The following is a 23,731-nucleotide window of genomic DNA, read 5'->3' on the forward strand; positions in this document are numbered from 1 at the left end:
TGGTGAGGCGCTTGCCTACAGCCCGCGCGCCCAATCCGGTCTGAGGCCCGCCTGGTCCGGCCGTTCGATGGCTTGCCTGAGCTGGGTCAGCAGGCGGGACTTGTCTCGGCCCAGCTGACCCTTGAGGGCCAGCCAGTTCGAGGCATGGTCCGAGCGGAACTCGGTGCGCTCGAGCTCGAGTGCCTCGAGCAGGCACTCCATTTCCCGGAACAGGCCTGGCCGATCCAGCGGCTCCCACTCGGGGAAGCGTTCGCGGAAGCGGACTTCGCCCTGCGGAAAGCTCACGACCAGGGTGGCCAGGTATTCGGGCTGGGTGGTATTGGCCAGGCGGGCCGAATTCTCGGCGTGGCGCAGCGAGTGAATCCGGCCGCCGAGGCCGTTCAGGATCATTACGGAGCGGACGATGCCGGCTTGCCCGAGCTTGTCGAGCGCATCCCTGGTGGAGTCGAAGGTCTCGCACTTGTCGACCTTGTCCAGCACCAGGTCATCGCCCGATTCGGCGCCGACATAGGCGATGCCCAGGCCGGCTTCGCGCAGCTCGGTCAGCTCCTGGACGGACTTGCGTTTCAGATTCCGCGGCAGGCAGTAGCTGCCGACTCGCTCGATGCCGGGAAAGTGTTCCCTGATGGCCTCGAGGATGCGCATCAGACGGTGCGTCGGCAGGACCAGGGCATCGCCGTCGGCGAGAAAGATCCGCCGAACCCGGTGGCCAAACATCGCGCCGGATCTCCGGATGGTCTCCAGCACCTCGCCCTCCTCGCGGGCGCGGAATTTCTTCTGCGGCTGGGTGTACATCTCGCAGAAGGTGCAGCGATTCCAGGAGCAGCCGTCGGTCACCGGCAGGATCAGCGAACGGGCCTCGCTGGGCGGTCGGAAGACGGGCTCGACGTAACGGATGGGCAGGTCTGGATGCATGCTCAGCCCGCCGTTCTGCCACTGGCCAGACCCCGGCAGCCCTCGAGGCCGAGCTCGCGCAGGGTGCGGATGTTGCGTTCGTAGATCGCGTCGGGGTCGCGGATGTTGTCGGTCGCGGCTTCGATGCTGGCTTCGCGCAGCAGGTGCAGCATCGGAAAGGGCGAGCGATTGGTGAAGTTCGCCGGATCGTCGGCGGGCGTGTCGGCGAATTGGTAGCGCGGGTGAAAGCTGGCGACCTGGATCACGCCGGCCAGCCCCATGCCCTCGACCAGGCGATCGGCGATGTCGAGGAAATCGTTGTACTCGAAGAAATCGTTCAGCACGAAGGGGTGAATCAGCAGGCTGGTTTCCAGTTCCACGGGGTCGGCGCGCTGAAGGCGCAGCAGTTCCTCGCCGAGGTCCTCGGCCAACGCTTCGATGCCGTCCGCCTCGCTGACCGACAGGCGAACGCGATCCTCCCGCCAGGGGCGGCCGGCGAAGGGGCAGAGGTTGAGGCCGATCACCGCGCGTTCGATCCAGGCGCGGGTGGCGGCGATCGCGGTGTCGGCAGAAAGTGGTTCGGTCATCGGTCGGTGCCGCTGGTAGCTCGGGGCGCCAAGTCTACACCTCGGCGCCCCGAGGATCAGGCGTGGCGGGTTAATATCATGATCGTTTCCGCCAGACCTTCGGAGTGTTCATGTCCAGCGCCTTCCCCGAATTCAAGTCCTGCCGCATCGAGCGGTATTCCGACCGCGTTGCCGAGCTGGTCCTGACCGGGCCCGCGCGGGGGAACGCCATGGGGCCGGATTTCTGGCGCGAACTGCCGCAGGCGGTGGCCGCTGCGGAAGCCGAGGCCGAACTGCGCTGCCTAATCGTGCGCGGCGAGGGCGAGCATTTCAGCTACGGCCTCGATCTGCCGGGCATGGCGGCGGAGATGGGCCCGATGCTGCAGGACGGGGCGGCGGGCCGTGCCCGGATCGTTGCCGCGGCAGCGGCCATGGTGTCCGGCTTCGATGCCCTGGCATCCAGCCGCCTGCCGGTCGTGGCGGCCATCGACGGCTGGTGCATCGGCGCCGGCATCGAAATGATCGCGGCCTGTGACCTTCGCCTGGCCAGTCGCCAGGCGAGATTCGCCCTGCGCGAGGTCAAGGTCGGAATCGTCCCCGATCTCGGAGGCATCCAGCGTCTGCCTCATCTGATCGGCGAGGGCTGGACCCGCGAGCTGGCCCTGACCGGTGACGAGATCGACGCCGAGCAGGCCCGTTCGATCGGCCTGGTGACCCACTGCTTCGAGGATGGAGAAGCCTTGTTGGCGGTCGCCCGCGAGCGAGCGACCTCGATCGCGGCGAACCCGCCGCTGGTGACGGCCGGGATCAAGCAGGTGATGAACGCCAGGATCAGCGGCCCGGTCAGTCACGGCAACCGCGAAGCGGCCACGCTCAACGGCATGCTGATGCAGTCGGAGGACTTCGCCGAGGCCATGCAGGCCTTCATGCAGAAGCGCCCGCCCGAGTTCAAAGGGCGCTGATCGACTATGCCTCGCTCCGAACTGCTCGCGACCGCCATCATCCCGGACACGCGCTCGAAGCTGATGCTCTATCGGCATCAGGACAAATTCTCGATCGTCATCCCGGGTCGGGGCGAGTTGATGAACACCCGGGTCCACGGCTCGGAAATCGCCCTGGCGGAGCTGGCCTGTGCGCATCTGAAGAACAAGGAGCGTGCCCGCGTGCTGGTCGGGGGGCTGGGGATGGGCTTTACCCAGGCGGCGGCCCTGGGCGTGCTCGGGTCGGACGCGGAAGTCGTGGTCGCCGAACTGGTGCCGGAAGTCGTCGAGTGGAATCGCGAATACATGGGCGAAGCGTCGGGCCACCCGCTCGCCGACCCGCGCAGCACGGTCTACGTCGGCGATGTCGCCGGCATCCTCAAGGACTGCGGCTCCGGTTTCGACGCGATCATGATGGACGTCGACAACGGGCCCTCGGCGATGATTCGTCGGGAGAACGACTGGCTCTACACGGAGACCGGTCTGTCGGTCACCCGCCAGGCGCTCCGGCCCGGCGGCGTGCTGGCGGTCTGGTCCGCGGGGCCCGATCGCCAGTTCCAGGCGCGGCTCAAGCGCGCCGGATTCAAGGTCGAGGAACGCATCGTTCGCCCGCACCGCGCCGGCAAGGGCGCGCGCCACTACATCTGGCTGGCCAGGGTCTCGGGGGCTTGAATCGATCGGGAGAAAGGAAGTGGTGGCTACGGGTGGACTTGAACCACCGACCTCAGCATTATGAGTGCCGCGCTCTAACCAGCTGAGCTACGTAGCCACAAGCAAGCCGCGTATTATTTTTTGCCGGCCCCGGATTGTCAAGCCCCCGGGGCGGCTCCGTCACGATTGCCCGCTGACCGGGGCCTGCGTTCAGGCCACGGAGGGCAGGTTGTCGCCGAAGATTTCAGCGTAGCGCGAGCGAATGCTCGCCGGGCTGAAATCGTGGTGCTGGGGGCCGGCGTGGGCGATCTTGATCGAGCCGAGCAGGGAGCCGAGTCGGCAGGCGATCTCGGGGTCCCAGCCGCGTTCGAGACCGAACAGCAGGCCGGCACGGAAGGCGTCTCCGCAGCCGGTGGGGTCGGCGATCCGGTCGGCCTTGACCACGGGTATGCGGACGTTTTCGCCGTTATGGTAGAGCTCCGAGCCTTCCGAGCCGTGGGTGATGATCATGCCTCCGTCGAGGCGCGCGGCGATCTCGTTGCGGTCCAGACCGGTCTTCTTCTTCAGGAGTTCCCATTCGTAGGAGTTGACCGTCAGCCAGCTGGCGTGCTCGATCATCTGCTCCAGCTCTTCACCGGAAAACATCGGCAGACCCTGACCGGGGTCGAAGATGAACGGGATGCGCGCGTCGGCGAACTGCTTGCAGTGGCGAAGCATGGCGAGCTTGCCATCGGGGGCGACGATGCCGAAGCTGGCGCCCGAGTCGGCATTGATGACCTGGTGGTGGTTCTCGTTCATCGCGCCCGGATGGAAGGCCGTGATCTGGTTGTCGTCCAGGTCGGTCGTGATGTAGGCCTGGGCCGTCCAGAGCTGGTCGTGGACACGGACGTAATCCTGGCGGATGCCGAGCCGATCGAGGTGGCGCGCATAGTCATCGAAATCCGCACCGACCGAAGCCACGGGCACCGGCTCGCCGCCCAGCTTCTTCAGGCTGTAGGCGATGTTGCCCGCGCAGCCGCCGAAGTAGCGGTGCAGCTCGGGGACCAGGAAGGCCACGTTGAGCATATGGGTCTTGTCGGGCAGGATGTGGTCCTTGAAGCGCTCCGGAAAGACCATGATGTTGTCGTAGGCCAGCGAGCCGCAGATCAGCACGGACATGAGGGTTCCTCGGGATTTCGGTCAAAGCAGCGGCGCATTGTACCTAGGCTTCCGAATCCCCGCCATTTAACGAAATCTTGCCAAGATTCCCGTTGCCGCTTTGGTCCATCATGCTACATTAACCGGTCTTTCGTACTGCATCCCGGGCCATCCCCCTCCAAGACCATGTTCAAGCGCTTACGCGGCATCTTTTCCAATGATCTGTCCATCGACCTGGGCACGGCCAACACGCTGATCTTCGTGCGCGGGCAGGGCATCGTCCTGAACGAGCCGTCGGTGGTGGCGGTGCGCATGCAGCGCGGTCCGGGCGGGCCCCAGGACGTGGCCGCCGTCGGGGCCGAGGCCAAGCAGATGCTGGGTCGCACACCGGGCAATATCCGGACCACGCGACCGCTGAAGGATGGCGTGATCGCCGACTTCAACATGACCGAACAGATGCTCCAGCACTTCATCAAGAAGGTGCACTCCTCGCGCTTTCTGCGGCCGAGCCCGCGCGTGCTGGTTTGCGTGCCCTGCTCCTCGACCCAGGTCGAGCGGCGGGCGATCAAGGAATCGGCCGAGGGCGCGGGTGCCCGTGAGGTCTTTCTGATCGAAGAGCCGATGGCGGCTGCGATCGGAGCCGGCATTCCGATCCACGAGGCGCGCGGCTCGATGGTGCTCGATATCGGCGGCGGTACCACGGAAGTGGCCGTCCTCTCGCTCAATGGCATCGTCTATTCGAATTCCGTGCGCACCGGCGGCGATCATTTCGACGAGGCCATCATCAACTACGTCCGCCGCTCCTACGGCACCCTGATCGGCGAATCGACCGCCGAACGGATCAAGATGGAAATCGGCTGTGCCTTCCCGCAGGAGAAGACCGGCGAGATCCAGATCTCCGGCCGCAACCTGGCCGAGGGCGTGCCAAAGATGATCACCCTGAACAGCAACGAGGTCCTCGAAGCCCTCTCCGAGGCGCTGAGTTCGATCGTCGGCGCCGTCAAGACGGCGCTCGAGCAGACTCCGCCGGAGCTCTGTGCCGATGTGGCGGAAACCGGCATCGTGCTGACCGGTGGCGGAGCCCTGCTGCGCGGTCTCGACAAGCTGTTGATGGAAGAAACGGGTCTGCCGGTCATCATTGCCGATGATCCGCTGACCTGCGTTGCTCGCGGCGGCGGTCGGGCGCTGGAGATGATGGACGAGAACCGCGGCGACTTCTTCTTCGCGGGCTGAACGCCGGAACAGTGCCGACTGATCACCGCCAAGCTGCCCGTCGGCTCAACTGACGGTGAGCATGGGCGACAGCGGTTTCGGCACCGACCTCAGTGGTCGCATCACGCGGCTGATGGTCTACATCGTGCTTTGCCTGGTGCTGATGACCCTGGACTTTCGCGGTCGCTGGGTCGAGCAGGTCCGGGACAGGGCGGAGTTCGCGGTCGAACCCTTCTGGCTGGCCGCCGAGGCGCCGGCCAAGCTGGGTCGCTGGCTGCACGATCGCTGGCGTGATCGAAACGAGCTGCTGGCCGAGCGCGAGCGTCTGTCCCGGGAACTCGATGAAAGCCGGGCGGCCCTGCTGTTGCTCGATGATCTACGCCAGGAAAATCAGCGTTTGCGGGAGCTGCTCGACGCGAGCCTGGCCGTCGAGCGGGACTACCAGACCGTCGAACTTCGTCAGCTCGATCTCAATCCCTATTCTCATCGCCTGCTGGTCGACCGCGGTGCTTCCGAAGGGCTGCGAGTCGGGCAGCCGGTCATGGATGCCAACGGTCTGGTCGGTCAGGTCGACCGCGTGCTTACGCACGGCGGCTCGGTGATTCTCCTGTCCGACCCCGACCATGCGCTTCCGGTCGAGATCGAACGCTCCCGGCTGCGAACGATTGCCTACGGCACCGGCAACAACGACGAGCTGCGGCTGTCCGATCTGCCGATGAATGCCGATGTCCAGGTGGGTGACGTGCTGCTGACTTCGGGTCTGGGTGGACGCTTTCCTCCCGGACTGCCGGTGGCCGATGTGATCGAGGTGAGCCGCTCGTCGGGGGAAGCCTTCGCGACCGCTACGGCTCGTATGCGAGCTCAGCTGGCCGGTGCGCGCCACCTGTTGATCGTGACCGAGCCTCCGGGGGGCGATGCGCCCGAGGTCGAGCCGGAATCCGGTAGCGCCGATGTGCCCCGACCCGAGACCGAGGCGAATTCGGAAACGGCGGCCGGCGCCGACGAGGGCGAGGCGTCATGAGTTTCCGCAATCAGGGCCAGTCCCTGTTCGTGCTCAGCCTGGCGATGGCCTTCGCGCTCACCCTGCTGCCCCTGCCGGTCGTGCTGGAGCCCCTGCGTCCCTATTGGGTCGCCCTGGTGATCCTCTACTGGAATCTGGAAGGCGGCCGGCTGCGCCATCTGGGGCAGGGCTTTCTGATCGGCGTGTTTCTGGATCTGCTGACCGGGTCCCTGCTTGGCCAGCACGCGCTCGGTCTGGTCGTGCTGATGTTCCTTCTCGAGCGTTTTCGGGCGAGGATCCGGTTCTTTCCGCCCTGGCAGCAGGCGGCCGCCGTTCTGGCCCTGCTGTTCAATGACCGGGTGATCCACTCCTGGGTGATTGCGCTGCAGGGCAATGACTGGCCGCCCTGGTCCTGGTGGCTCGCCCCGGTGGTCGGGGTGCTGATCTGGCCCTGGCTGTTCCTGCTCCTCGATGCCCTTCGCCGTCGCCAACGAGTGCATCACTCATGATCGGTGAGGCGACGGCCCGGGTTCGCGACGAGCTGTCCGAGCAGCGTCTGACCGCGGCGCGATTCCGGGTGCTGGTGGCCATCGTTCTCGTCACGCTCGGCCTGCTCGGCTGGCGCTTCGGCCATCTGCAGCTCGGGGCGCATGAGCAGTATGCGGCGCGTGCCGAGGAGAACCGGATCCGCTTGCGCGCCTTGCCCCCCAATCGGGGCCTCATTCTGGATCGCACGGGTCGTGTACTGGCCGAGAATCGGCCGGCCTATCGCCTGGTCGTCGTGCCCGAGCGGTCCCTGGGTCTCGACGACACCCTGGAACGCATTCGTGCGCTCGTTCCGATCAGTGAGAGCGAGGAACAGCGATTCGATCGCCAGCGGAGTCGGTCCCGCCGTTTCGAGCCCTTGACGATCAAGTCCAACCTGAGTGAGGCGGAAGTCGCTCGTCTGGCCATCGAGCGCCATCACCTGCCCGGCGTGGAGATCGAGCCCTATCTGCAGCGCCACTACCCGCATGGTGAACTGATGGCGCACGTGGTTGGCTACGTCGGGCGCATGGACGCGCGTGACCGGGCGCGTCTCGATCCCGATCAGTATCGCGCCACGACCCACGTCGGGAAGATTGGCGTCGAGCGTCATTTCGAAGGCGTTCTGCACGGCGACTCCGGGCTGGAGCGGGTCGAGACCAATGCCCAGGGGCGAGTGCTGCGGGTGCTCGAACGCGTTTCGCCCCATGCTGGCAGCGATCTCTCCCTGACCATCGATCTGGAGCTTCAGCGCACGGCCATCGAGGCGCTGCAGCAGCAGGCCGGCGCCGTGGTCCTGCTCGACGTCGCCACGGGCGAGGTCCTGGCCCTCGTCAGCCATCCGGGCTTCGACCCGAATCTGTTCGTGCACGGCATCGCGCAGAGCGACTACGATCAGCTGTTGCGCGATCCCCAGCGTCCCTTGTTCAATCGTTTTCTTTCCGGTGGCTACGAGCCCGGCAGCACGATCAAGCCCTTCCTTGCGCTGGCGGGACTGGAATATGGCCTGATCACGCCGGAAACCCGCGTCTTCTCCAGCGGCGCCTATCGCTTGCCGGGGCATGAACGTGAATATCGGGACTGGCGCCGCGAGGGGCACGGCTGGGTGGATCTCGAGCTGGCTCTGGCCGAGTCGGTCAACGTCTATTTCTACGAACTGGCCGTCGAGTTGGGAATCGATCGAATTTCGCGTGAACTGGCCCTGTTCGGTTTCGGCCGCGCCACCGGTCTCGATCTGCCCGGCGAAGGTCAGGGGCTGTTGCCCACCCGTTCCTGGAAGCGCGCCCAGTTCGGCCAGCCCTGGTTTCCCGGCGAGACCGTGATCACCGGCATCGGCCAGGGCTTCACCGTCGTGACGCCGCTGCAGCTGGCACACGCCACCGCGGCGCTGGCCGGGCGAGGCGTCACCGCCACACCGTCCCTGCTCGGACCGGGTGAGCCGGTTCGCATGGTGGTGCATCAGGACTGGGTCTGGGATGCGGTCTTCGAGGGCATGGCAGCCGTCGTTCACGGGCCGTCGGGATCGGCCCGTGCGATTGCCTCGCGGCTGCCCGCGCGCATGGCCGGCAAGACCGGCACTGCCCAGGTCTTCGGTCGCGATGCCGACGCCGAGGATGAGGACGAGCGCGATCAGGCCGAGTTGCCCGAGCATCTCCGGAATCATGCCCTGTTCATCGGCTTCGCGCCCTTCGAAGCGCCGACGATCGCCGTGGCGGTGGTCGTCGAGCACGGCGGTGGTGGGGCCAGCGTGGCGGCACCAGTGGCCGCCGCCGTGGTGGCTCGCGCACTGGAGCTGGGCTATTGAATGCCCCGTCGCTCAATCGTCGCGGCCTGTGGTCGATCCTGCGCCTGGATCCGGTCCTGCTGGCGCTACTGCTGGCCCTGATGGCAATCGGCCTGATGGTGCTCTACAGCGCTTCCGAGCAGGACATCGGCACGGTCTGGCGCCAGCTGGTCCGCATCGGCGTCGGCTTGATGGCGATGCTGGTCTTCGCCCAGCTGCCCCCCAATTTCCTGAAGACCTGGGCGCCCTGGCTGTACGGCCTGGTCGTGCTGATGCTGGTAGCGGTGGCCGTGATCGGCGTTGGCCGCGGCGCCCAGCGCTGGCTGGACCTGGGCGTGATTCGTTTCCAGCCGTCCGAGGCGATGAAGCTGGCTCTGCCGATCATGATTGCGGCGCTGCTGGCCCACCGCCCCCTGCCGCCGGGCTGGAAGGAGTTGCTGGCCACCCTGGCGCTGATCGCCGTCCCCGTGGCCCTGATCCTCGGCCAGCCCGATCTGGGGACGTCCATCCTGGTCGCACTCAGCGGCCTGTGCATCCTGTTCCTCGCCGGACTTCGCTGGCGGGTCATCATCGGCATGGCTCTGGCCACGGTGGCCGCCTTGCCGCTGCTCTGGTTCCGCCTGCATGACTACCAGCGCAATCGCGTCCTGACCTTCCTCGATCCTGAGCGCGATCCCCTGGGCACGGGCTGGAACATCATCCAGTCGAAGATCGCCGTGGGCTCGGGCGGGCTGACCGGCAAGGGCTGGACCGAAGGCAGTCAGTCGCATCTCGAGTTCCTGCCCGAGCCACACACGGACTTCATCTTTTCCGTGCTGGCCGAAGAGTTCGGCTTTGTCGGCGTGATCGCGGTGCTGGCCCTGTACGCTGCGATCCTGCTGCGTGGTCTGTTCCTGGCCAGCCGCTGTCGCGGCAGCTTCGGTCGCCTGCTGGCCGGCTCGATGGTGTTCATGTTCTTCGTGTACCTGGCGGTCAACGTCGGCATGGTCTCCGGGGTGTTGCCCGTGGTGGGCGTGCCGCTGCCCCTGGTCAGCTATGGCGGGACGTCCGCGGCCACGCTGCTGGCCGGTCTGGGTCTGGTGATGGGCCTGCACAGTCGCCGCCGCTTCATGGCCTGAGCCGGTCCCGATCGACTTCGCCTGGCTGCTGCGCATCACGCCATGTCGGTAGAATGGTGGCGTTGGCCGAAAACTTTTGCCCTCGTGGCCCCTCTAAACCCATCGATCCCTGCTGGAAGTCATTGCATGCGAATTGTCTGCCTGTTCCTCTCGTCCCTGTGTCTGAGCGTTTCCACCCTGCACGCGGAAGAGCCGCATCCCGGTGCCGAGGCCTTCGTCGAAAGCGTGGTTGCCGAGCATGGCCTGGATCCGGAGGCGGTCCGCGCCGTGCTGGCCGAGGCCCGCTACCAGCAGTCGATCATCGACGCCATTACCCGGCCGGCGGAGTCCAAGCCCTGGTACGAGTACCGGCCGATCTTCATGACCGAAGCGCGGATCGGTGGTGGTGCAGAGTTCTGGCGCGCGAATCAGGCCCTGGTCGAGCAGGTCGCTTCGACGCACGGGGTGCCGGCTGAAATCATCCTGGCGATCGTCGGCGTGGAAACCAACTACGGCATGATCACGGGCCGCTATCGGGTCATCGATGCGCTGGCCACGCTGGGCTTCTACTACCCGCGCCGCGCCGAGTTCTTCGCCTCGGAACTCGGCCATTTCCTGCGCCTGGCGCAGGAAGAAGACCTGCCCGTGACCGAGGTGCTGGGGTCCTACGCCGGCGCGATGGGGATCGGTCAGTTCATCCCCTCCAGCTACCGTGCCTATGCGGTTGACTTCGACGACAGCGGTCATCGTGATCTGTGGCGTTCCCTGCCCGATGCGCTGGGTTCGGTCGCCAACTATCTGGCCGTGCACGGCTGGCAGGCGGGTCAACCGATCGTGCTGCCCGTCGAGGCCGTGCCCGATGGCCTGGAGGTCGACTTCTCCACGCGGCTGGATCATGACCTGGCCGAGCTGGCGGCCATGGGGATCGAGTTCGACCAGGCGGGCCTGCCGGACACGGCTCGCGCCACCCTGGTGGAGCTGGAAACCCGCAACGGACCGGAGTACTGGATCGGGCTGAACAACTTCTATGTGATCACCCGCTACAACCGCTCTCCGCTCTACGCGATGGCGGTCACCCAGCTGTCCGAAGCCATTGCCGAGCGGGCGCCCTGAGCATGCTTCGCCTGGCGCTGCTGATTCTGCTCAGTCTCGTTCTGACCGCCTGTGCGGTGTCGGTGCGCGAGCCTTCCGACGGTCCGCCCTCGGAGCGTCTGGATGTCAGCCGCATCGTCGAGCCGGAGCCGCGCCCCGAACCCCTCAGCCCCTATGGCAATCATTCGCCCTACGAAGTGTTCGGCAAGACCTATCACGTCCTGCCGAGCGCCCAGGGCTACGTCGAACGCGGGACGGCGTCCTGGTACGGCACCAAGTTCCACGGTCGACCGACCTCCTCGGGTGAGCCCTACGATCTCTACCAGCTCACGGCCGCTCATCGCACCCTGCCCCTGCCGACCTGGGCCGAGGTCCGTCATCTGGGCAACGGTCGCCGCATCATCGTCCGGATCAACGACCGCGGGCCCTTCCACGACGACCGCATCATCGACCTGAGCTGGGCGGCTGCCGTCAAGCTGGGCATCGAAGAGGCCGGCACCGGCCCGGTCGAGGTTCGCGCGATCGACTTCGGTGAGGCCGGACAGCGTCCCGTGCGGCCGGCGCGGACGCCGGTGTGGCTACAGGTCGGCGCATTCAGCGAATCCGAGCGGGCGGAACTGGTCGGTCGACGGCTGCGCGGGGCGGGGATCGACCAGGTGCATGCCGAGCATGCCCGAACGCCGGCCGGCCGGGTCTGGCGCGTGCGTGTCGGGCCCCTGTCCAACGCCGAGCATGCCATCGAGCTGGTCGAGCGCATTGTTGCACTGGGCTTCGGTCGACCCCAGTATGTGTACCCTGACTGAATCGAGTTCATGATGAAAGCATTTCCCATGATGATCGCCATCCGCGTCCTCCGCGCCGCGCCGATCCTGCTTCTCAGCGCCCTGGCCATGGCCCAGATGCCGGTGCCGGCGCCGCCGTCCGTGGGCACGAGCAGCCATATCCTGGTCGATTTCCATTCCGGGACCACGATCGCCGAATTCCAGCCCGACGAACGCGTCGAGCCGGCCAGCATCACCAAGCTGATGACCTCCTATGTGGTCTTCAACGAGATCGAGCGTGGCAATCTGAGCCTCGATGACGAGGTGCTGGTGTCGGAGAAGGCCTGGCGGACGCCGGGTTCCCGGATGTTCATCGAGGTGGGCAGTCGGGTGCCGGTTGAAACCCTGCTCAAGGGCGTGATCATCCAGTCCGGCAACGATGCCAGCGTGGCCCTGGCCGAGCACATCGGCGGCAGCGAAGAAGTGTTCGCCAGCATGATGAACGAGCAGGCTCGCCAGCTCGGCATGGTCAATACCCACTACGTCAATGCCACGGGGCTTCCCGATCCGGATCAGTACACCTCGGCGCGGGATTCCGCGTTGCTGGCCGCCGCTCTGATCGAGCGCTTCCCGGCCTACTACGGCTGGTACTCGGAGCGCGAATTCACCTACAACGAGATCCGGCAGCACAATCGCAATCGCCTGCTCTGGCGCGACCCGTCCGTCGATGGCCTCAAGACCGGCCATACGGACTCGGCGGGGTACTGCCTGGTGACTTCGGCCAGCCGGGATGGCATGCGCCTGATCAGCGTGGTGATGGGCACCGACAGCGAAGAAGCACGTGCGACCTCGTCGCAGGCCCTGCTCAACTACGGGTTCCGCTTCTTCGAGACCTACCAGCTCTACGAAGCCGGCGATTCTCTCAAGACCGAGCCGGTCTGGAAGGGCGAGCTGGACGAGGTGTCGCTGGGCGTCGACGAAGACCTGTTCGTGACGATCCCGCGCGGCCGCTACGACGCCCTGGACGCCCGGGTGGAGCTGGCCGGTGACCTGATCGCGCCACTGGCACTGGATCAGCAGGTGGGACAGCTGATCATCGATCTCGATGGCACGACCGTGGTGCAGCGGCCGCTCAAGGTCCAGCAGGCCGTGGCCGAAGCCGGTTTCTTCGGCCGGACCAGCGACGCCATCCGGTTATGGTTCGGTGGCCTGTTCGGAGATTAGGGCCATGGCTGAAACCATCACTTCTGAAAACACGCCGCTCGAATTCCCCTGCGATTTTCCGATCAAGGCGATGATCCGGACCAGCGAAGCGGCGCGTGACGCCGTACTGAGTGTGGTCGAGGAGCACGTCGAGATTCACCGGGGGCGAGATGTCCGCTCGCGAGCCAGTCGCAACGGCCGTTACGAAAGCCTGACCATTTCCGTGCGGGTCGACTCCCGTGATCAGCTCGAGCGAATCTACGCCGATGTGCGAGCCCTCGATGCAGTCCTGATGATGCTCTGAGAGGTCGTCCGGCACCGGATCCCCGAAGAATGAACGACGTCGCCACCCGACCTCTGATCTACCGCCGTCTCGGTCGCCAGGCCTACGAACCGGTCTGGCGGGCGATGCAGGCCTTCACCGATCAGCGGGGGCCGGACACCCCGGACGAGCTCTGGCTGGTCGAGCACGATCCCGTCTTTACCCAGGGTCTGGCGGGCAAGGCGGAGCATGTCCTCAATCCCGGCGGCATTCCCGTGGTCCAGACCGATCGGGGTGGCCAGGTCACCTATCATGGTCCGGGCCAGGTCGTGCTCTATCCTCTGCTGAACCTGGACCGCCGAGGTCTGGGCGTGCGTTGTCTGGTCGACCGTCTCGAACAGGCAGTGATCGATCTGTTGGCCGAGCGGGGCCTCGAGGCCGAACGCCGAGATGGCGCGCCGGGCGTGTATCTCGCTGGCGCCAAGATCGCCTCGATCGGGCTCAAGGTCCGGCGAGGCTGCACCTACCACGGACTGGCCTTCAACGTGGCCATGGACCTGACGCCGTTCTCCTTGATCAATCCCTGCGGCTATGTGGGCATGGCGATGACCGAGTTGGCTGCCCATCTGGATGGGGTTGAGTTCGATCGGGCGGCCGATTGGCTGTCCACGGCAATCTGTCGCCTGCTGGGGTACCATCGAGTCGAGGAATCGGGCAATCCGCCGCTGGGGCTTGCGCCCGCGGCGGCCTTGCCGTAAAACTTATTCGACCGCGACAGGTCCCAGCAATCATGAAAGCACAATCCTTCAAGCTCTTTATCGCGATCGGCGTCGGCATCGGCAGCCTGTGCATGGCCCTGGCCGTGTCGCCCGGACGAGCCACCGAGGTGGCGGCCGTCAGCGAGACGATGGCCCACCAGCTCGCGCCGAAGTCGGAGCACCGATACGCCAGCCGCTGGGCGACCCGGATCATCAACGCCTACCGCTATGGCGAGAAGGCCGACGAGGACCTGTCCGAGCGCATGTTCGATCAGTACCTCGACCTGCTCGACGGCAACCGACTCTACTTCACGGCCACTGACATCGCCGATCTCGAGCGCTACCGGCCGCATCTGCATGAATCCCTGAAGTCCGCCGATCTCGAGCCGGCCTTCGACATCTTCAACCGCTACGTCAAGCGGGTCAACGAGCGGACCAGTCACGCGCTGGAGCTGCTCGACCGGGGCTTCGATTTCACCATCGACGAGGAATACCGCTTCGACCGCACCGAGCTGCCGTGGGCAGCCAGCGAGGAAGAACTCGAAGAGGTCTGGCGTCAGCGCGTCAAGAACGACTGGCTGCTTCTCAAGCTGACCGATCAGGAAGACGAGGAAATCGCCGAGACCCTGCGTGAGCGCTACACCAATCTCGATCGTCGGATCAGCGAGTTCAACAGCGAAGACGTGTTCCAGTTCTTCATGAACGCCTACACGCGCTCGATCGAGCCGCATTCGGCCTACCTGTCCCCGCGCAGCGTGGACAATTTCGAGATCTCGATGCGCCTGTCCCTCGACGGCATCGGCGCCATGCTGCAGCGCGAAACCGAATACACCACGGTCATGGAGGTGGTCCCGGGTGGGCCAGCCGATCTGGATGGTCGACTGCAGGCCGGTGATCGCATCGTCGCCGTGGCCCAGGGCGACGAGGATTTCGTGGACGTGATCGGCTGGCGCCTGGATGACGTTGTCTCTCTGATCCGTGGCGAGCGCGAGACCGTGGTGCGGCTCGAGGTGCTGCCGGCCGAAACCGGTCTGAGCGGTCCGTCGCAGGTCATCGATATCGTGCGCGACGAGGTCAAGCTCGAAGAGCAGGCCGCCAGCAGCGAGATCATCGAAGTGCCCGAGGGCGACGAGGTCCGTCGCATCGGGGTGATCAACCTGCCGGTCTTCTACGTCGACTTCCAGGGGCGAGCGCGCAACGAGCCGAACTACCGGTCGAGCACCCGCGACACGCGTCATCTGATCAACGAACTGCGCGAGCAGGACATCGACGGCCTGGTGATCGACCTGCGCGGCAACGGTGGTGGTGCGCTGATCGAAGCGACCACCCTGACCGGGCTTTTCATCGATGAAGGTCCGGTGGTCCAGGTGCGCGATTTCCGCGGCCGCATCAATCTGGAGCGCGATCGCGAACCGGGCATGGCCTGGGACGGCCCGCTGGCCGTGCTGGTCGATCGTCGCAGTGCCTCGGCGTCGGAGATCTTCGCCGCGGCCATCCAGGACTACGGTCGTGGCGTGGTCATCGGTGAAACCACCTTCGGCAAGGGCACGGTGCAGAACCTGATCGACCTCGATCAGTACTCCAACAGCGATGACACCCGCCTCGGGCAGATCAAGCTGACCATGGCGCAGTTCTACCGCGTCAACGGCGGCTCGACCCAGCGCATGGGTGTGATCCCGGACATCCTGCTGCCGACCGCCGGTGACCCGGAGGAAACCGGTGAGAGCGCTCTCGAGAACGCCCTGCCATGGGGCGAGATCGAAGCCACGGAGTTCGATCAGGTGGCCCATCTGGAAAGCCTGGTGGAGCTGGCTCGTCAGCGTCATGAGCAGCGCCTGGAAAGCGACGAGGAGTTGCAGGACCTGCTGGCCGAGATTCGTGATTTCGAGGCCGAAATCGACCGCCACTCCGTGACCCTTCTCGAATCCGCCCGCCGTGCCGAGATGGAGGAAGAAGAGGAACGGCGTTCCGAGCGCTACGCGAGCGTCGAGGAATCGGCAACCGACGGCGGTGAGGACGTGCTCAGCGACGCGGCGGGCAACGAGGACTCGGAAGATGAAGCGTCCCGTGACCTCTACCTGATCGAAACGGCGAGGATCCTGTCCGACCTGATCGCGCTGGACGGGGATCAGCATCGCATGGCGCATCGCGGCGACGAGTCCTTGTCGGCCGGCGAGCTGCCCTGACCGCGGGCCCGGCGCCGGAAACGGCGCCGAGCTGCGTGCAGGTCGCGGTCCCCGTCCCGCTTCCGCAGCTGTTCGACTACCTTCCCCCGGCCGGCGAAGCGCCGCCGGCGGTGGGTTCACGGGTGCTGGTGCCCTTCGGGCGCAGGCGCCTGGTCGGCCTGGTCGTCAGCCAGGACCCCGCCAGTCTCGAAGGTGCCCTCAAGCCGATCGAAGACGTGCTCGATCAGGGCTTGCTGACGCCCGAGCTCGTGGAGCTGGCTCGCTGGTGTGCGCGCTACTACCTGTTTCCCCCCGGCGAGCTGGTCAATCTTCTGCTGCCGACGGCGCTGCGGCGCAGCCAGCCATTTCGACCCGCAGCACCGGAAGCCTGGCGTCTGACGGCGGCCGGCCTTCAGGCGGATCTGGAGCGGGCCCCGCGTCAGGCCGAACTGCGTGAGCAACTGCTCGGGGCGCCGCGCTCACGCGAGCAGCTCCTCGAACAGGGCTTTCGGCCCGAACTGATTCGCCGGATGCACCAGTCCGGCCTGATCGAGGCCAGCGAGCAGCAGCCGGAACTCCGTCCCGAACCGGGGCCGGCGCTGAACGACGAACAGCGTGAGGCGGTGGTCCGACTGCTGGCGGCAAGGCGACGCTTTGCCGCCTTCGTGCTGGCCGGCGTGACCGGCAGCGGCAAGACCGAGGTCTATCTGCGCGCCGCCCGGGCCTTGATGGGGCGGCGGGGACAGGTATTGGTGATCGTGCCGGAGATCGGCCTGACGCCGCAGCTGGTCCGTCGCTTCGAGCGCCGCCTGGGCCAGCGGGCCTGGACCTATCACTCCGATCTGAGCGAAGGTGAGCGCCTGGCCTGCTGGCAGGCCGCGAGGAGCGGTCGAGCGCGCTTGATCATCGGCACCCGCTCGGCCGTGTTCCTGCCCCTGAAGCAGGCCGCGCTGATCGTGGTCGACGAAGAACACGACAGCTCGCTCAAGCAGCAGGACGGCGCTCGTTACCATGGCCGCGATGTGGCCGTTCTGCGCGCGCAGCGCGAGCAGGTGCCGATCGTGCTGGGTTCGGCGACCCCGGCCCTGGAGAGCCTGAACAACATCGATCAGGGGCGCTACCGCCTCCTTCGACTACGCCGCCGTGCCGGCCAGGCGCAGGAACCCCGATGGCGCGTGCTCGATCAGCGCGGACAGACGGGCCCCCTGAGCGATGCCCTGCTCGGTCTGATTCGAAAGCACCTCATGGCCGGTGGCCAGGTGCTGCTGTACCGGAATCGACGTGGCTTCGCGCCGGTGCTGATGTGCAAGGCCTGTGGCTGGTCGGCCGAATGCACTCGCTGCAGCGCACACCTGACCTGGCATCAGGTCGGCGAGCGTCTGCAGTGCCATCATTGTGGCGCCGTGCAGCGCCCTCCACGGCGCTGTCCCGAATGTGGCGATCCCGGCCTCGTGCCGCTGGGCGCCGGTACGGAGCGCCTCGAAGCCCTGCTGAATGAGCAGTTTCCGGACACGCCGGTGCATCGGGTCGATCGGGACCGCCTGACGGGAAAGCATGATTTCGAGACCCTGCTGGAGACGGTCCGCGATGGCCGACCCTGCATACTGGTCGGGACGCAGATGCTGGCCAAGGGCCACCACCTGCCTGGCGTGACCCTGGCCGCCGTGCTCGATGTGGACCAGGGCCTGTTCAGCGCAGATTTCCGGGCGCCCGAGCGCCTGGGGCAGGCGATCTATCAGGTGGCCGGGCGAGCGGGGCGAGCCGACCGGGAAGGGGAATTCGTCCTCCAGACCCACCACCCCGAACACTTGCTTCTCGAGCTGCTCGGTCGCGGTGACTATCTGCTGTTCGCGCGCCAGCTTCTGGAGGAGCGACGTGCCGCGGCTCTGCCACCGGCCAGCGGCCTGGCCCTGCTGCGTGCGGAATCGCAGCAGACCGAGCCGGCTCGACGCTTCCTCCGTCGCGCCGCCGACATCCTGCAGGGGTCGGGGTTGAATGTCTCCGGTCCAGTGCCTGCCATCATGACGCGCAGGGCGGGCTTCTGGCGGTACCAGCTGTGGGTTCAGTCAGCCGAGCGGGCCCGCCTGGCCAATGTCATGGCCGGGCAACTGAGCCAGCTCCAGGCGCTGCCCGAGGCACGCCGCGTACGTTGGCACGCGGACATGGACCCGCTCGATTTCTAGGGAACCTCTGAATGATCATGCCCGGGCGCTCCGGGCATGATCATTCAGAGGTTCCCTGGTGGGCGCGGATTGTCTCAGCGCTGGTTCTGCTGCAGCTCGCTCTCGGACGCTCGCGGCGGATTGACCCATTCGACGCGCACCCCGGCCCGTCGGGCCTGGTACTCGACCGCGTTGACGTAGCTCTGATCGATGCTCTTGAAGCTGGATTCGGGCCGCGTCTCGGACGAGGCGGCACAGCCGAGCAGGGAGAGGGACAGGACGGATATCAGGATCAGGCGTTTCATTGGCAAACTCCTTGGCTAACACCATTAGGCCGTACTGAGCCCACGGATCAGCCCGATCGCGGGCCATCCGTAGCCCGACCTTAAAAATACGCCTCTGACCGTGAAGAAATCAAGAGCTGGCGGCGAGGATCCTCGCCCGTCCCTCCCGCCGTGGATCGGCCGCGGCATCGTCGTGGCTGATGGCATGAACGCCGCCGAAGTAAAGGCTTCGCCTGGGCCACAGGCAGGCCTCGGGATGCCGTTGTCGCCACCAGTCCGGGTCCGGCAGTGTTCGATCACCGGTAGGGCGCTCGCAGCTCAGGAGACCGCCTTCCACGTGCAGTCGGGCCGCTTCGATGGCATCGGACAGGGCGCTGCCACCGTCGATCAGGCGAGCGATGACCTGGGTCAGGGCGCTGCGAATCCGGTTCGAGCCGCCGCTGCCGAGCAGCCAGTGCGCCTGACCCCGCCGAATCAGCGTCGGCGCCATCATCGAGGCCAGCCGTCGATTGCAGGGCCAGGCATGGAATCCGGCGCGATTGATGTCCTCTTCGCCGAGCATGTTGTTCATGAGAATGCCGGTGCCCGGGATCACGTAGCCCGAGGCTTCGCCGTTGGACAGGGTGATCGCCACGCCGAGGCCGTTCTCGTCTTCGACGCTGATGTGCGTGGTACCCGCCTGAACCAGAGCGTGTCGAGCGCGCAGGTCCCGGAACGCCGCTCGCAGGCTGCGAGCCGAGGACGAGGCGTCCGGTGTTTCCAGATCCTGGCGCACGCGGTCGGTCCAGTCCAGCGCCTGGATCATGGCCGAGCAGGCCGCTTCCCGCCCGCTGCGCTTCGGGGTGGGATGAAGCTGCGCCAGGCGCCCGAGCGCCAGGGCCAGCATCATGCCGCCGAAGGCCGGCGGTGGCGCGGACCAGAGCGTGGCATCGCGGTAGCGCCAGCGCAGGGGGCGGCGCCAGCGCACCCGATAGGCGGCCAGGTCGCCCAGATGCAGATGGCCGCCGTGGTGCACGCAGGCTTCGGCGAGCTTGCGCGCCGGCTCACCGCGGTAGAAGCAATCGGGCCCCTGCTGGCCGAAATCCTCGAGGAAGTCCGCCAGCTCGGGGTTGCTCAGGCGCGTGCCGATCACCGGCAGCGGGCCGTCCGGTCGATCGAGGCCGAACAGGCGGCTGCAGGCCGGGTTGGCACGAACGATGGGCTGCAGGATCTCGAGCGTGTGGTGCTGCATCGCATTGAGCTCGACGCCGTCGCGCGCGGCGGATATTGCCGGGGCGAGCGCCTCGTCCAGAGGCAGACGTCCGAAGCGCTCGGACAGGGCGGCCAGGCCGGCCGGCACCCCGGGCGTGGCCATGCTGCCCAGGCCGACGTGGAATTCCTGCGTGTCGGTCCCGAAGTGGCCGATGATGGGGTAGAAATCGAGCTCGCCGGCGTGACGCTGTCTAGGGGTCTGGGTAAAGGCATCCAGGGCCACGGGTGCCCGGCCGGGCACCCGGACGATGGCCAGCGCGCCGCCGCCCAGCGAGCAGAGCAGGGGCTCGGCGACGCAGGCCGTGGCCGCAGCGGCGATGGCCGCGTCGACCGCATTGCCGCCGAGTTCGAGGACGGCGGCGGCCGCGTCGGTGGTGGCTCGATGGCCACTGGCGATTCGCCGGGTTTTCGCGCAATGGCCGGACATCACGATAGTCTACCGGGGACAGCCGGCGCTTGCGTCACGAACTTCGATGGGTGATAATGCACGGCTATCTTTTGACTTTTCTGTTAGGAATTGCCGACATGAAGGCCGATATCCATCCGAACTACCGCGAAGTGGTCTTCCAGGACCTGTCCAGCGACCTGATCTTCAAGACCCGTTCCACCGTCCAGACCAAGGAAACCATCAAGTGGGAAGACGGTAACGAGTACCCGCTGGTCAAGGTCGAGGTGTCGAGCAAGTCGCACCCGTTCTACACCGGTCAGCACAAGCTGGTGGACTCCGGCGGTCGCGTCGACAAGTTCAAGAAGCGCTACGGCAAGTAAGCCGGCTCGAGGAGGGCGTTGGCGTACTCGCCGAGCACCTCCTCCAGAAATCGGACCTGGTCGGTCTCTTCGACCAGGCCGATGAACTCCAGGCGAAAGTCTTCCCAGCCCGCGTAGTCCTCGCGGGCGAGATACACGGCCTGACCCGCGAGCCAGGCCTGTTCACTCAGATAGAGCCCCTCGGGTAGAGCGCCGTGCTCCAGCAGCTGCATCCAGCGCCGGCTCGCTTGTGCCAGGGCGTCCGGATCGTCCCCGACCAGCAAACTCGCCAGCGAGAGGGCGGCACCGATGCGATCGGGCAGCGCCGGGCATTCGAGCCAGCCTTGTCCGCCAAGCGCATCCGCATACTCCGCGCCCAGATACGGCACGAGGCTTTCGGCGGCGCTCGAATAGGCGTCCAGCCAGGCGATCTGGCCGCTGTTCGAGGATAGCCATTCACAGTCCCGCGAGCGGCGCGCCAGCAATTCGATCGCCGGCTGCTCGATCACGGCCATCGCCCCGGAACGGAGTTCCTTCAGGGCGCTGCGGGCGCTCGCCGTGGCGGGTTCGGCAGCGAAGTGCGTCAGCCTGGACGGACGAATCTCGGCCGGCAACGTGCCGCCGATGCCGAGGATCCGACGAGCCGGCGGCGGTTGTTCTGCCAGGCGAATCAGTCGCTCGGCTCGGCTGAACTGGAAGCGCGTACGCGGTGCCTCAAGGCTCAGGCGAGGGTAGTACCAGGAATTGGGCGGCTCGGCGAGCGTTCGGGTGATGGCCTGCAGCCAGCGACGATCTCCGAACTCGCGCAGCCGGATCTGTTCGGGTTGAGTCAATCCGACCAGTGCAAGCTCGATGCCCAGCTCGCCTCTGAACAGGCGGGAGAGCTCGGGGTCTGGCAGTTCGTTCAGCGAGGCGACGATCAGCAGATCCGAGGAGTTCGCCATCCACGCCTGGAAATCCCCGAAATGGGGCGAGAGCGCGCTGAGCACGGAGCCCACGAGCGCTTCGTCGATTTCGTAGAGCTGGATCCACTGGACAAAAAGGCCCTGCTCGCTGAGGCGAGAGGCGGCGAAGCGATAGAACTCATCGGCAAACAGGCTGCCGACGCCCGCCATCCAGGGGTTCGATGGTTCCGAGACGATCAGATCGTAGCGGCGAGCGCTGGCGGCCAGTACGGCCATGGCGTCGTTGATGACGAGGTGCGAGCGCGGGTCCTCCAGCGCCCGCTCCACACGATGCCCGAAATGGCGCGCACCCTCGATCATGCGCTCCTCGATCTCGATCGTGTCCACGCGCTCCAGCCCGGGATCGGCAAGCAGCGTATGCGTGGTCAGACCCGACCCGAAGCCGATCACCGCGGCTTCGCGAACGTTCTCGCGGTAGGCAAAGGGCAGGGCGCCGGCCAGCACCATGGTGGGCTCGTCCGGCGTGGGCGCGCCGGGCCGCATGCTCAGCGAGGCGTCGACCTTGCCGTTGTGGGTAATGAACCGGGTTTGTCCGTCGAAGCTTTCGTAGGTGGCAACGCTGGCGGTCTTGCCGTCGCGGTAGTAGACCATCCGCAGGTCGTCACCCAGGCGATCGGTGCCGGTTCGGAACACACCCGAGGCCAGGCGGTAGGGATCGAAGTGGACCTGACCGATCGCGATGAGGAGTCCGGCCAGCGCCACCGATGAGGCGGCCGTCAGTGCCAGCCGGCCGGGATGCTCCCGTGCAGATGCCAGGATCAGGGCCAGGCCGATCAGCAGGTCCACGCCGGCGGCGCTCAGCATCGCGTTGCGCAGACCGAGCAGGGGAATGAGTAGCTGGAGCGCCGCAAAGACGCCGACAATGGCGCCGAAAGTGTTCCAGGCGTAGACCTGTCCGATGACCCGTTCGCCGTGACCGCGACGCAGCAACAGACTCGTGAGCAGGGGCAGCAGCGCGCCGGCAAAGAAGGCGGCCGGCATCATGATGATGATCGCGGCCAGGCCGGTTCCGACGTTGAAGAAGGCGTAGCCGGCGGGCGAACGGCTCAGGCCCTGCATCAGCAAGCCGACCCACTCGAAGGCGCCATCGGCGTAGATCGCCAGGGAGATCAGGGCCGCCAGGCCCATGCCGACCTGCAGCCACCCGGCGGCACGCAGGGGGTCGCTGAACTGATCCGCCCGGCGCCGGACCCAGAGCCCGCCCAGTGCAATGCCGCCGATGAAGGCCGCCAGCATCAGCTCGAAGGCATGCAGGGTGGTGCCGAAGGCCAGCGAGAGCATGCGGATCCAGCCCAGCTCATAGACGAAGGAGGCGGCGCTGGAGAGCGCGGTGGCCAGAAGAACGAGACGAAGCAGCCCCCCGCGTTCCGCTGTTTCGTTCAGGGGCTGTGCATGCGGGGCGGGTGGGCGCTGCCGCTCTCCGCTACCGAGAACCCAGGCGGCGATGCCGACCAGGAGATTGAGCAGGCCGGCGAACTGAACCGTGCCGGGGAGGCCGATCCATGGCAGCACCAGAAAGATCGCCAGCAGCGCGCCGATGGCCGCGCCGAGGCTGTTGCTGAAGTACAGGCTGCCGAGGGTCTGCCCCCGTTCCGAGCCCTGCAGGCGGATCAGGCCGGCCGCGAGGAGCGGAAAGCTCATGCCGAGCAGAATCGATTGCGGCAGGATCAGACCGGCGCCGAGAAGCCAACGAGCGGCCTCCGCGAGAACCTCGCCGGGGAGCAGGCCCAGCCACTGATCCGTCAGCATGGCATGGACCCGCACGAACAGGCCGTGGAAGAGCAGGGCCGCGATGCCTAGCACGATCTCGACCAGGGCGTAGGCGCGAATCAGGCCCCGCCAGCCCTGGCTGCGTCGCGCCGCCAGCGCGGCACCGGCCCCCATGCCGCCCATGAACACGGCGATCACCAGGGCCTGCGCGTAGGCCGTATGCCCGAGCAGCAGCCCCAGATACTGCGCCCAGATCGACTGGTAGATCAGGCCGGCCAGGCCCGAGGCGAAGAACACCAGAAGCAGCCCCGTACGGACCAGGGTCGGCGGCAGGTCGTGGCGGCGGGTCAGTAACTTGGCCATGGGCGGACCGGGGCGGGAAGGGAGGCTCAGTGTAACCAAGGCGGTCAAGCCGTGGCCGCGGACGAGGGGGCCACTGGTCGGCGGATTCGCCCCGTTTGTCGCCCTGCGCTTGAATTCGACATGGCCATCGGTATTCTGGAGCGTGACGAAGTGGAGGTCGTAG

Annotated in this window: 21 protein-coding genes and 1 tRNA gene; 15 read left to right on the forward strand and 7 right to left on the reverse strand. The window is 66.5% G+C overall.

Annotated features, from left to right (window positions below):
• Positions 1-15: 15 nt before the first annotated feature.
• Together WM2015_RS01115 and WM2015_RS01120 are read right to left on the reverse strand one after the other, a co-directional pair.
• The gene (locus WM2015_RS01115) at positions 16-915 is read right to left on the reverse strand and encodes a radical SAM protein (protein WP_049724305.1); all 900 of its coding nucleotides are present in this window, start codon (positions 913-915) and stop codon (positions 16-18) included.
• A gap of 2 nt (positions 916-917) precedes the next feature.
• The gene (locus WM2015_RS01120; RefSeq protein WP_049724306.1) at positions 918-1,481 is read right to left on the reverse strand and encodes a DUF1415 domain-containing protein; all 564 of its coding nucleotides are present in this window, start codon (positions 1,479-1,481) and stop codon (positions 918-920) included.
• A 110-nt stretch (positions 1,482-1,591) separates the two neighbouring features.
• Between WM2015_RS01120 and WM2015_RS01125 the strand changes: the two genes are divergently transcribed.
• A complete protein-coding gene (locus WM2015_RS01125; RefSeq protein ID WP_049726925.1) occupies positions 1,592-2,422 on the forward strand; it encodes an enoyl-CoA hydratase-related protein in 831 nt (276 codons plus the stop codon).
• 6 nt (positions 2,423-2,428) lie between these two features.
• On the forward strand, positions 2,429-3,112 hold the full coding sequence (locus WM2015_RS01130) for a spermidine synthase (protein ID WP_049724307.1): 684 nt from the start codon (positions 2,429-2,431) through the stop codon (positions 3,110-3,112).
• 20 nt (positions 3,113-3,132) lie between these two features.
• Here the strand turns inward: WM2015_RS01130 and WM2015_RS01135 are convergent.
• Together WM2015_RS01135 and WM2015_RS01140 are read right to left on the reverse strand one after the other, a co-directional pair.
• Positions 3,133-3,209: transfer RNA gene (locus WM2015_RS01135), tRNA-Met, on the reverse strand.
• A gap of 92 nt (positions 3,210-3,301) precedes the next feature.
• Positions 3,302-4,249, reverse strand: a complete 948-nt coding sequence (locus tag WM2015_RS01140) for a carbohydrate kinase family protein (RefSeq protein ID WP_049724308.1) — start codon at positions 4,247-4,249, stop codon at positions 3,302-3,304.
• Positions 4,250-4,414: 165 nt separating this feature from the next.
• Between WM2015_RS01140 and WM2015_RS01145 the strand changes: the two genes are divergently transcribed.
• The 12 genes from WM2015_RS01145 (at position 4,415) to WM2015_RS01200 (ending at position 18,269) form a co-directional block, all read left to right on the forward strand.
• A complete protein-coding gene (locus WM2015_RS01145) occupies positions 4,415-5,461 on the forward strand; it encodes a rod shape-determining protein (RefSeq protein ID WP_049724309.1) in 1,047 nt (348 codons plus the stop codon).
• A gap of 61 nt (positions 5,462-5,522) precedes the next feature.
• Positions 5,523-6,461: a rod shape-determining protein MreC gene (gene mreC, locus WM2015_RS01150; RefSeq protein WP_049724310.1), complete on the forward strand. Its 939-nt coding sequence runs from the start codon at positions 5,523-5,525 to the stop codon at positions 6,459-6,461.
• A complete protein-coding gene (mreD, locus tag WM2015_RS01155) occupies positions 6,458-6,949 on the forward strand; it encodes a rod shape-determining protein MreD (RefSeq protein ID WP_049724311.1) in 492 nt (163 codons plus the stop codon). The genes mreC and mreD overlap by 4 nt, the downstream gene beginning before the upstream one ends.
• Positions 6,946-8,769 (forward strand): penicillin-binding protein 2, encoded by a 1,824-nt coding sequence (gene mrdA / locus WM2015_RS01160; protein ID WP_049724312.1) that lies wholly within the window; start codon positions 6,946-6,948, stop codon positions 8,767-8,769. Before mreD ends, mrdA begins: the two co-directional genes overlap by 4 nt.
• Positions 8,766-9,866 (forward strand): rod shape-determining protein RodA, encoded by a 1,101-nt coding sequence (gene rodA, locus WM2015_RS01165; RefSeq protein WP_049724313.1) that lies wholly within the window; start codon positions 8,766-8,768, stop codon positions 9,864-9,866. The genes mrdA and rodA overlap by 4 nt, the downstream gene beginning before the upstream one ends.
• A 126-nt stretch (positions 9,867-9,992) precedes the next feature.
• Complete coding sequence (mltB, locus tag WM2015_RS01170) at positions 9,993-10,958, forward strand: lytic murein transglycosylase B (RefSeq protein WP_049724314.1); 966 nt, start codon at positions 9,993-9,995, stop codon at positions 10,956-10,958.
• A gap of 2 nt (positions 10,959-10,960) precedes the next feature.
• Positions 10,961-11,740 (forward strand): septal ring lytic transglycosylase RlpA family protein, encoded by a 780-nt coding sequence (locus WM2015_RS01175; protein WP_049724315.1) that lies wholly within the window; start codon positions 10,961-10,963, stop codon positions 11,738-11,740.
• A 12-nt stretch (positions 11,741-11,752) separates the two neighbouring features.
• Positions 11,753-12,922 carry a D-alanyl-D-alanine carboxypeptidase family protein gene (locus WM2015_RS01180; RefSeq protein WP_245609792.1) on the forward strand — a complete coding sequence of 390 codons (1,170 nt, stop codon included), beginning with the start codon at positions 11,753-11,755 and terminating at the stop codon, positions 12,920-12,922.
• Positions 12,923-12,926: 4 nt separating this feature from the next.
• On the forward strand, positions 12,927-13,205 hold the full coding sequence (locus WM2015_RS01185; RefSeq protein WP_221293531.1) for a YbeD family protein: 279 nt from the start codon (positions 12,927-12,929) through the stop codon (positions 13,203-13,205).
• Between the two features lie 29 nt (positions 13,206-13,234).
• Positions 13,235-13,921, forward strand: a complete 687-nt coding sequence (lipB, locus tag WM2015_RS01190; RefSeq protein ID WP_049724317.1) for a lipoyl(octanoyl) transferase LipB — start codon at positions 13,235-13,237, stop codon at positions 13,919-13,921.
• Positions 13,922-13,953: 32 nt separating this feature from the next.
• Positions 13,954-16,107, forward strand: coding sequence for a carboxy terminal-processing peptidase (locus WM2015_RS01195; RefSeq protein WP_049724318.1), 2,154 nt, complete (start codon positions 13,954-13,956; stop codon positions 16,105-16,107).
• A 35-nt stretch (positions 16,108-16,142) separates the two neighbouring features.
• The gene (locus WM2015_RS01200; protein WP_245609793.1) at positions 16,143-18,269 is read left to right on the forward strand and encodes a primosomal protein N'; all 2,127 of its coding nucleotides are present in this window, start codon (positions 16,143-16,145) and stop codon (positions 18,267-18,269) included.
• A gap of 74 nt (positions 18,270-18,343) precedes the next feature.
• On the opposite strand, the gene WM2015_RS01205 is transcribed toward WM2015_RS01200, so the two are convergent.
• A complete protein-coding gene (locus WM2015_RS01205) occupies positions 18,344-18,553 on the reverse strand; it encodes a hypothetical protein (protein ID WP_049724320.1) in 210 nt (69 codons plus the stop codon).
• 109 nt (positions 18,554-18,662) lie between these two features.
• Positions 18,663-20,210 carry a gamma-glutamyltransferase gene (locus tag WM2015_RS01210; protein ID WP_049724321.1) on the reverse strand — a complete coding sequence of 516 codons (1,548 nt, stop codon included), beginning with the start codon at positions 20,208-20,210 and terminating at the stop codon, positions 18,663-18,665.
• 98 nt (positions 20,211-20,308) lie between these two features.
• Here WM2015_RS01210 and WM2015_RS01215 point away from each other — a divergent pair, with 98 nt between their 5' ends.
• Positions 20,309-20,551 carry a type B 50S ribosomal protein L31 gene (locus WM2015_RS01215; protein ID WP_049724322.1) on the forward strand — a complete coding sequence of 81 codons (243 nt, stop codon included), beginning with the start codon at positions 20,309-20,311 and terminating at the stop codon, positions 20,549-20,551.
• On the opposite strand, the gene WM2015_RS01220 is transcribed toward WM2015_RS01215, so the two are convergent.
• On the reverse strand, positions 20,539-23,568 hold the full coding sequence (locus tag WM2015_RS01220; protein WP_049724323.1) for a fused MFS/spermidine synthase: 3,030 nt from the start codon (positions 23,566-23,568) through the stop codon (positions 20,539-20,541). The genes WM2015_RS01215 and WM2015_RS01220 overlap by 13 nt on opposite strands.
• Positions 23,569-23,731 lie beyond the last annotated feature (163 nt).

The sequence above is a fragment of the Wenzhouxiangella marina genome (assembly GCF_001187785.1).
Taxonomy (GTDB): Bacteria; Pseudomonadota; Gammaproteobacteria; order Xanthomonadales; family Wenzhouxiangellaceae; genus Wenzhouxiangella; species Wenzhouxiangella marina.

Coding starts and splice junctions, on each gene's coding strand:
- WM2015_RS01120 (WP_049724306.1), bottom strand. CDS start 1,481: ATGACCGAACCACTTTCTGCCGACACCGCGATCGCCGCCACCCGCGCC.
- WM2015_RS01210 (WP_049724321.1), bottom strand. CDS start 20,210: ATGTCCGGCCATTGCGCGAAAACCCGGCGAATCGCCAGTGGCCATCGA.
- WM2015_RS01145 (WP_049724309.1), top strand. CDS start 4,415: ATGTTCAAGCGCTTACGCGGCATCTTTTCCAATGATCTGTCCATCGAC.
- mltB (WP_049724314.1), top strand. CDS start 9,993: ATGCGAATTGTCTGCCTGTTCCTCTCGTCCCTGTGTCTGAGCGTTTCC.
- WM2015_RS01115 (WP_049724305.1), bottom strand. CDS start 915: ATGCATCCAGACCTGCCCATCCGTTACGTCGAGCCCGTCTTCCGACCG.
- mreC (WP_049724310.1), top strand. CDS start 5,523: ATGGGCGACAGCGGTTTCGGCACCGACCTCAGTGGTCGCATCACGCGG.
- WM2015_RS01175 (WP_049724315.1), top strand. CDS start 10,961: ATGCTTCGCCTGGCGCTGCTGATTCTGCTCAGTCTCGTTCTGACCGCC.
- WM2015_RS01205 (WP_049724320.1), bottom strand. CDS start 18,553: ATGAAACGCCTGATCCTGATATCCGTCCTGTCCCTCTCCCTGCTCGGC.
- WM2015_RS01180 (WP_245609792.1), top strand. CDS start 11,753: ATGAAAGCATTTCCCATGATGATCGCCATCCGCGTCCTCCGCGCCGCG.
- mreD (WP_049724311.1), top strand. CDS start 6,458: ATGAGTTTCCGCAATCAGGGCCAGTCCCTGTTCGTGCTCAGCCTGGCG.
- WM2015_RS01130 (WP_049724307.1), top strand. CDS start 2,429: ATGCCTCGCTCCGAACTGCTCGCGACCGCCATCATCCCGGACACGCGC.
- WM2015_RS01220 (WP_049724323.1), bottom strand. CDS start 23,568: ATGGCCAAGTTACTGACCCGCCGCCACGACCTGCCGCCGACCCTGGTC.
- WM2015_RS01215 (WP_049724322.1), top strand. CDS start 20,309: ATGAAGGCCGATATCCATCCGAACTACCGCGAAGTGGTCTTCCAGGAC.
- WM2015_RS01185 (WP_221293531.1), top strand. CDS start 12,927: ATGGCTGAAACCATCACTTCTGAAAACACGCCGCTCGAATTCCCCTGC.
- WM2015_RS01125 (WP_049726925.1), top strand. CDS start 1,592: ATGTCCAGCGCCTTCCCCGAATTCAAGTCCTGCCGCATCGAGCGGTAT.
- WM2015_RS01140 (WP_049724308.1), bottom strand. CDS start 4,249: ATGTCCGTGCTGATCTGCGGCTCGCTGGCCTACGACAACATCATGGTC.
- mrdA (WP_049724312.1), top strand. CDS start 6,946: ATGATCGGTGAGGCGACGGCCCGGGTTCGCGACGAGCTGTCCGAGCAG.
- WM2015_RS01195 (WP_049724318.1), top strand. CDS start 13,954: ATGAAAGCACAATCCTTCAAGCTCTTTATCGCGATCGGCGTCGGCATC.
- lipB (WP_049724317.1), top strand. CDS start 13,235: ATGAACGACGTCGCCACCCGACCTCTGATCTACCGCCGTCTCGGTCGC.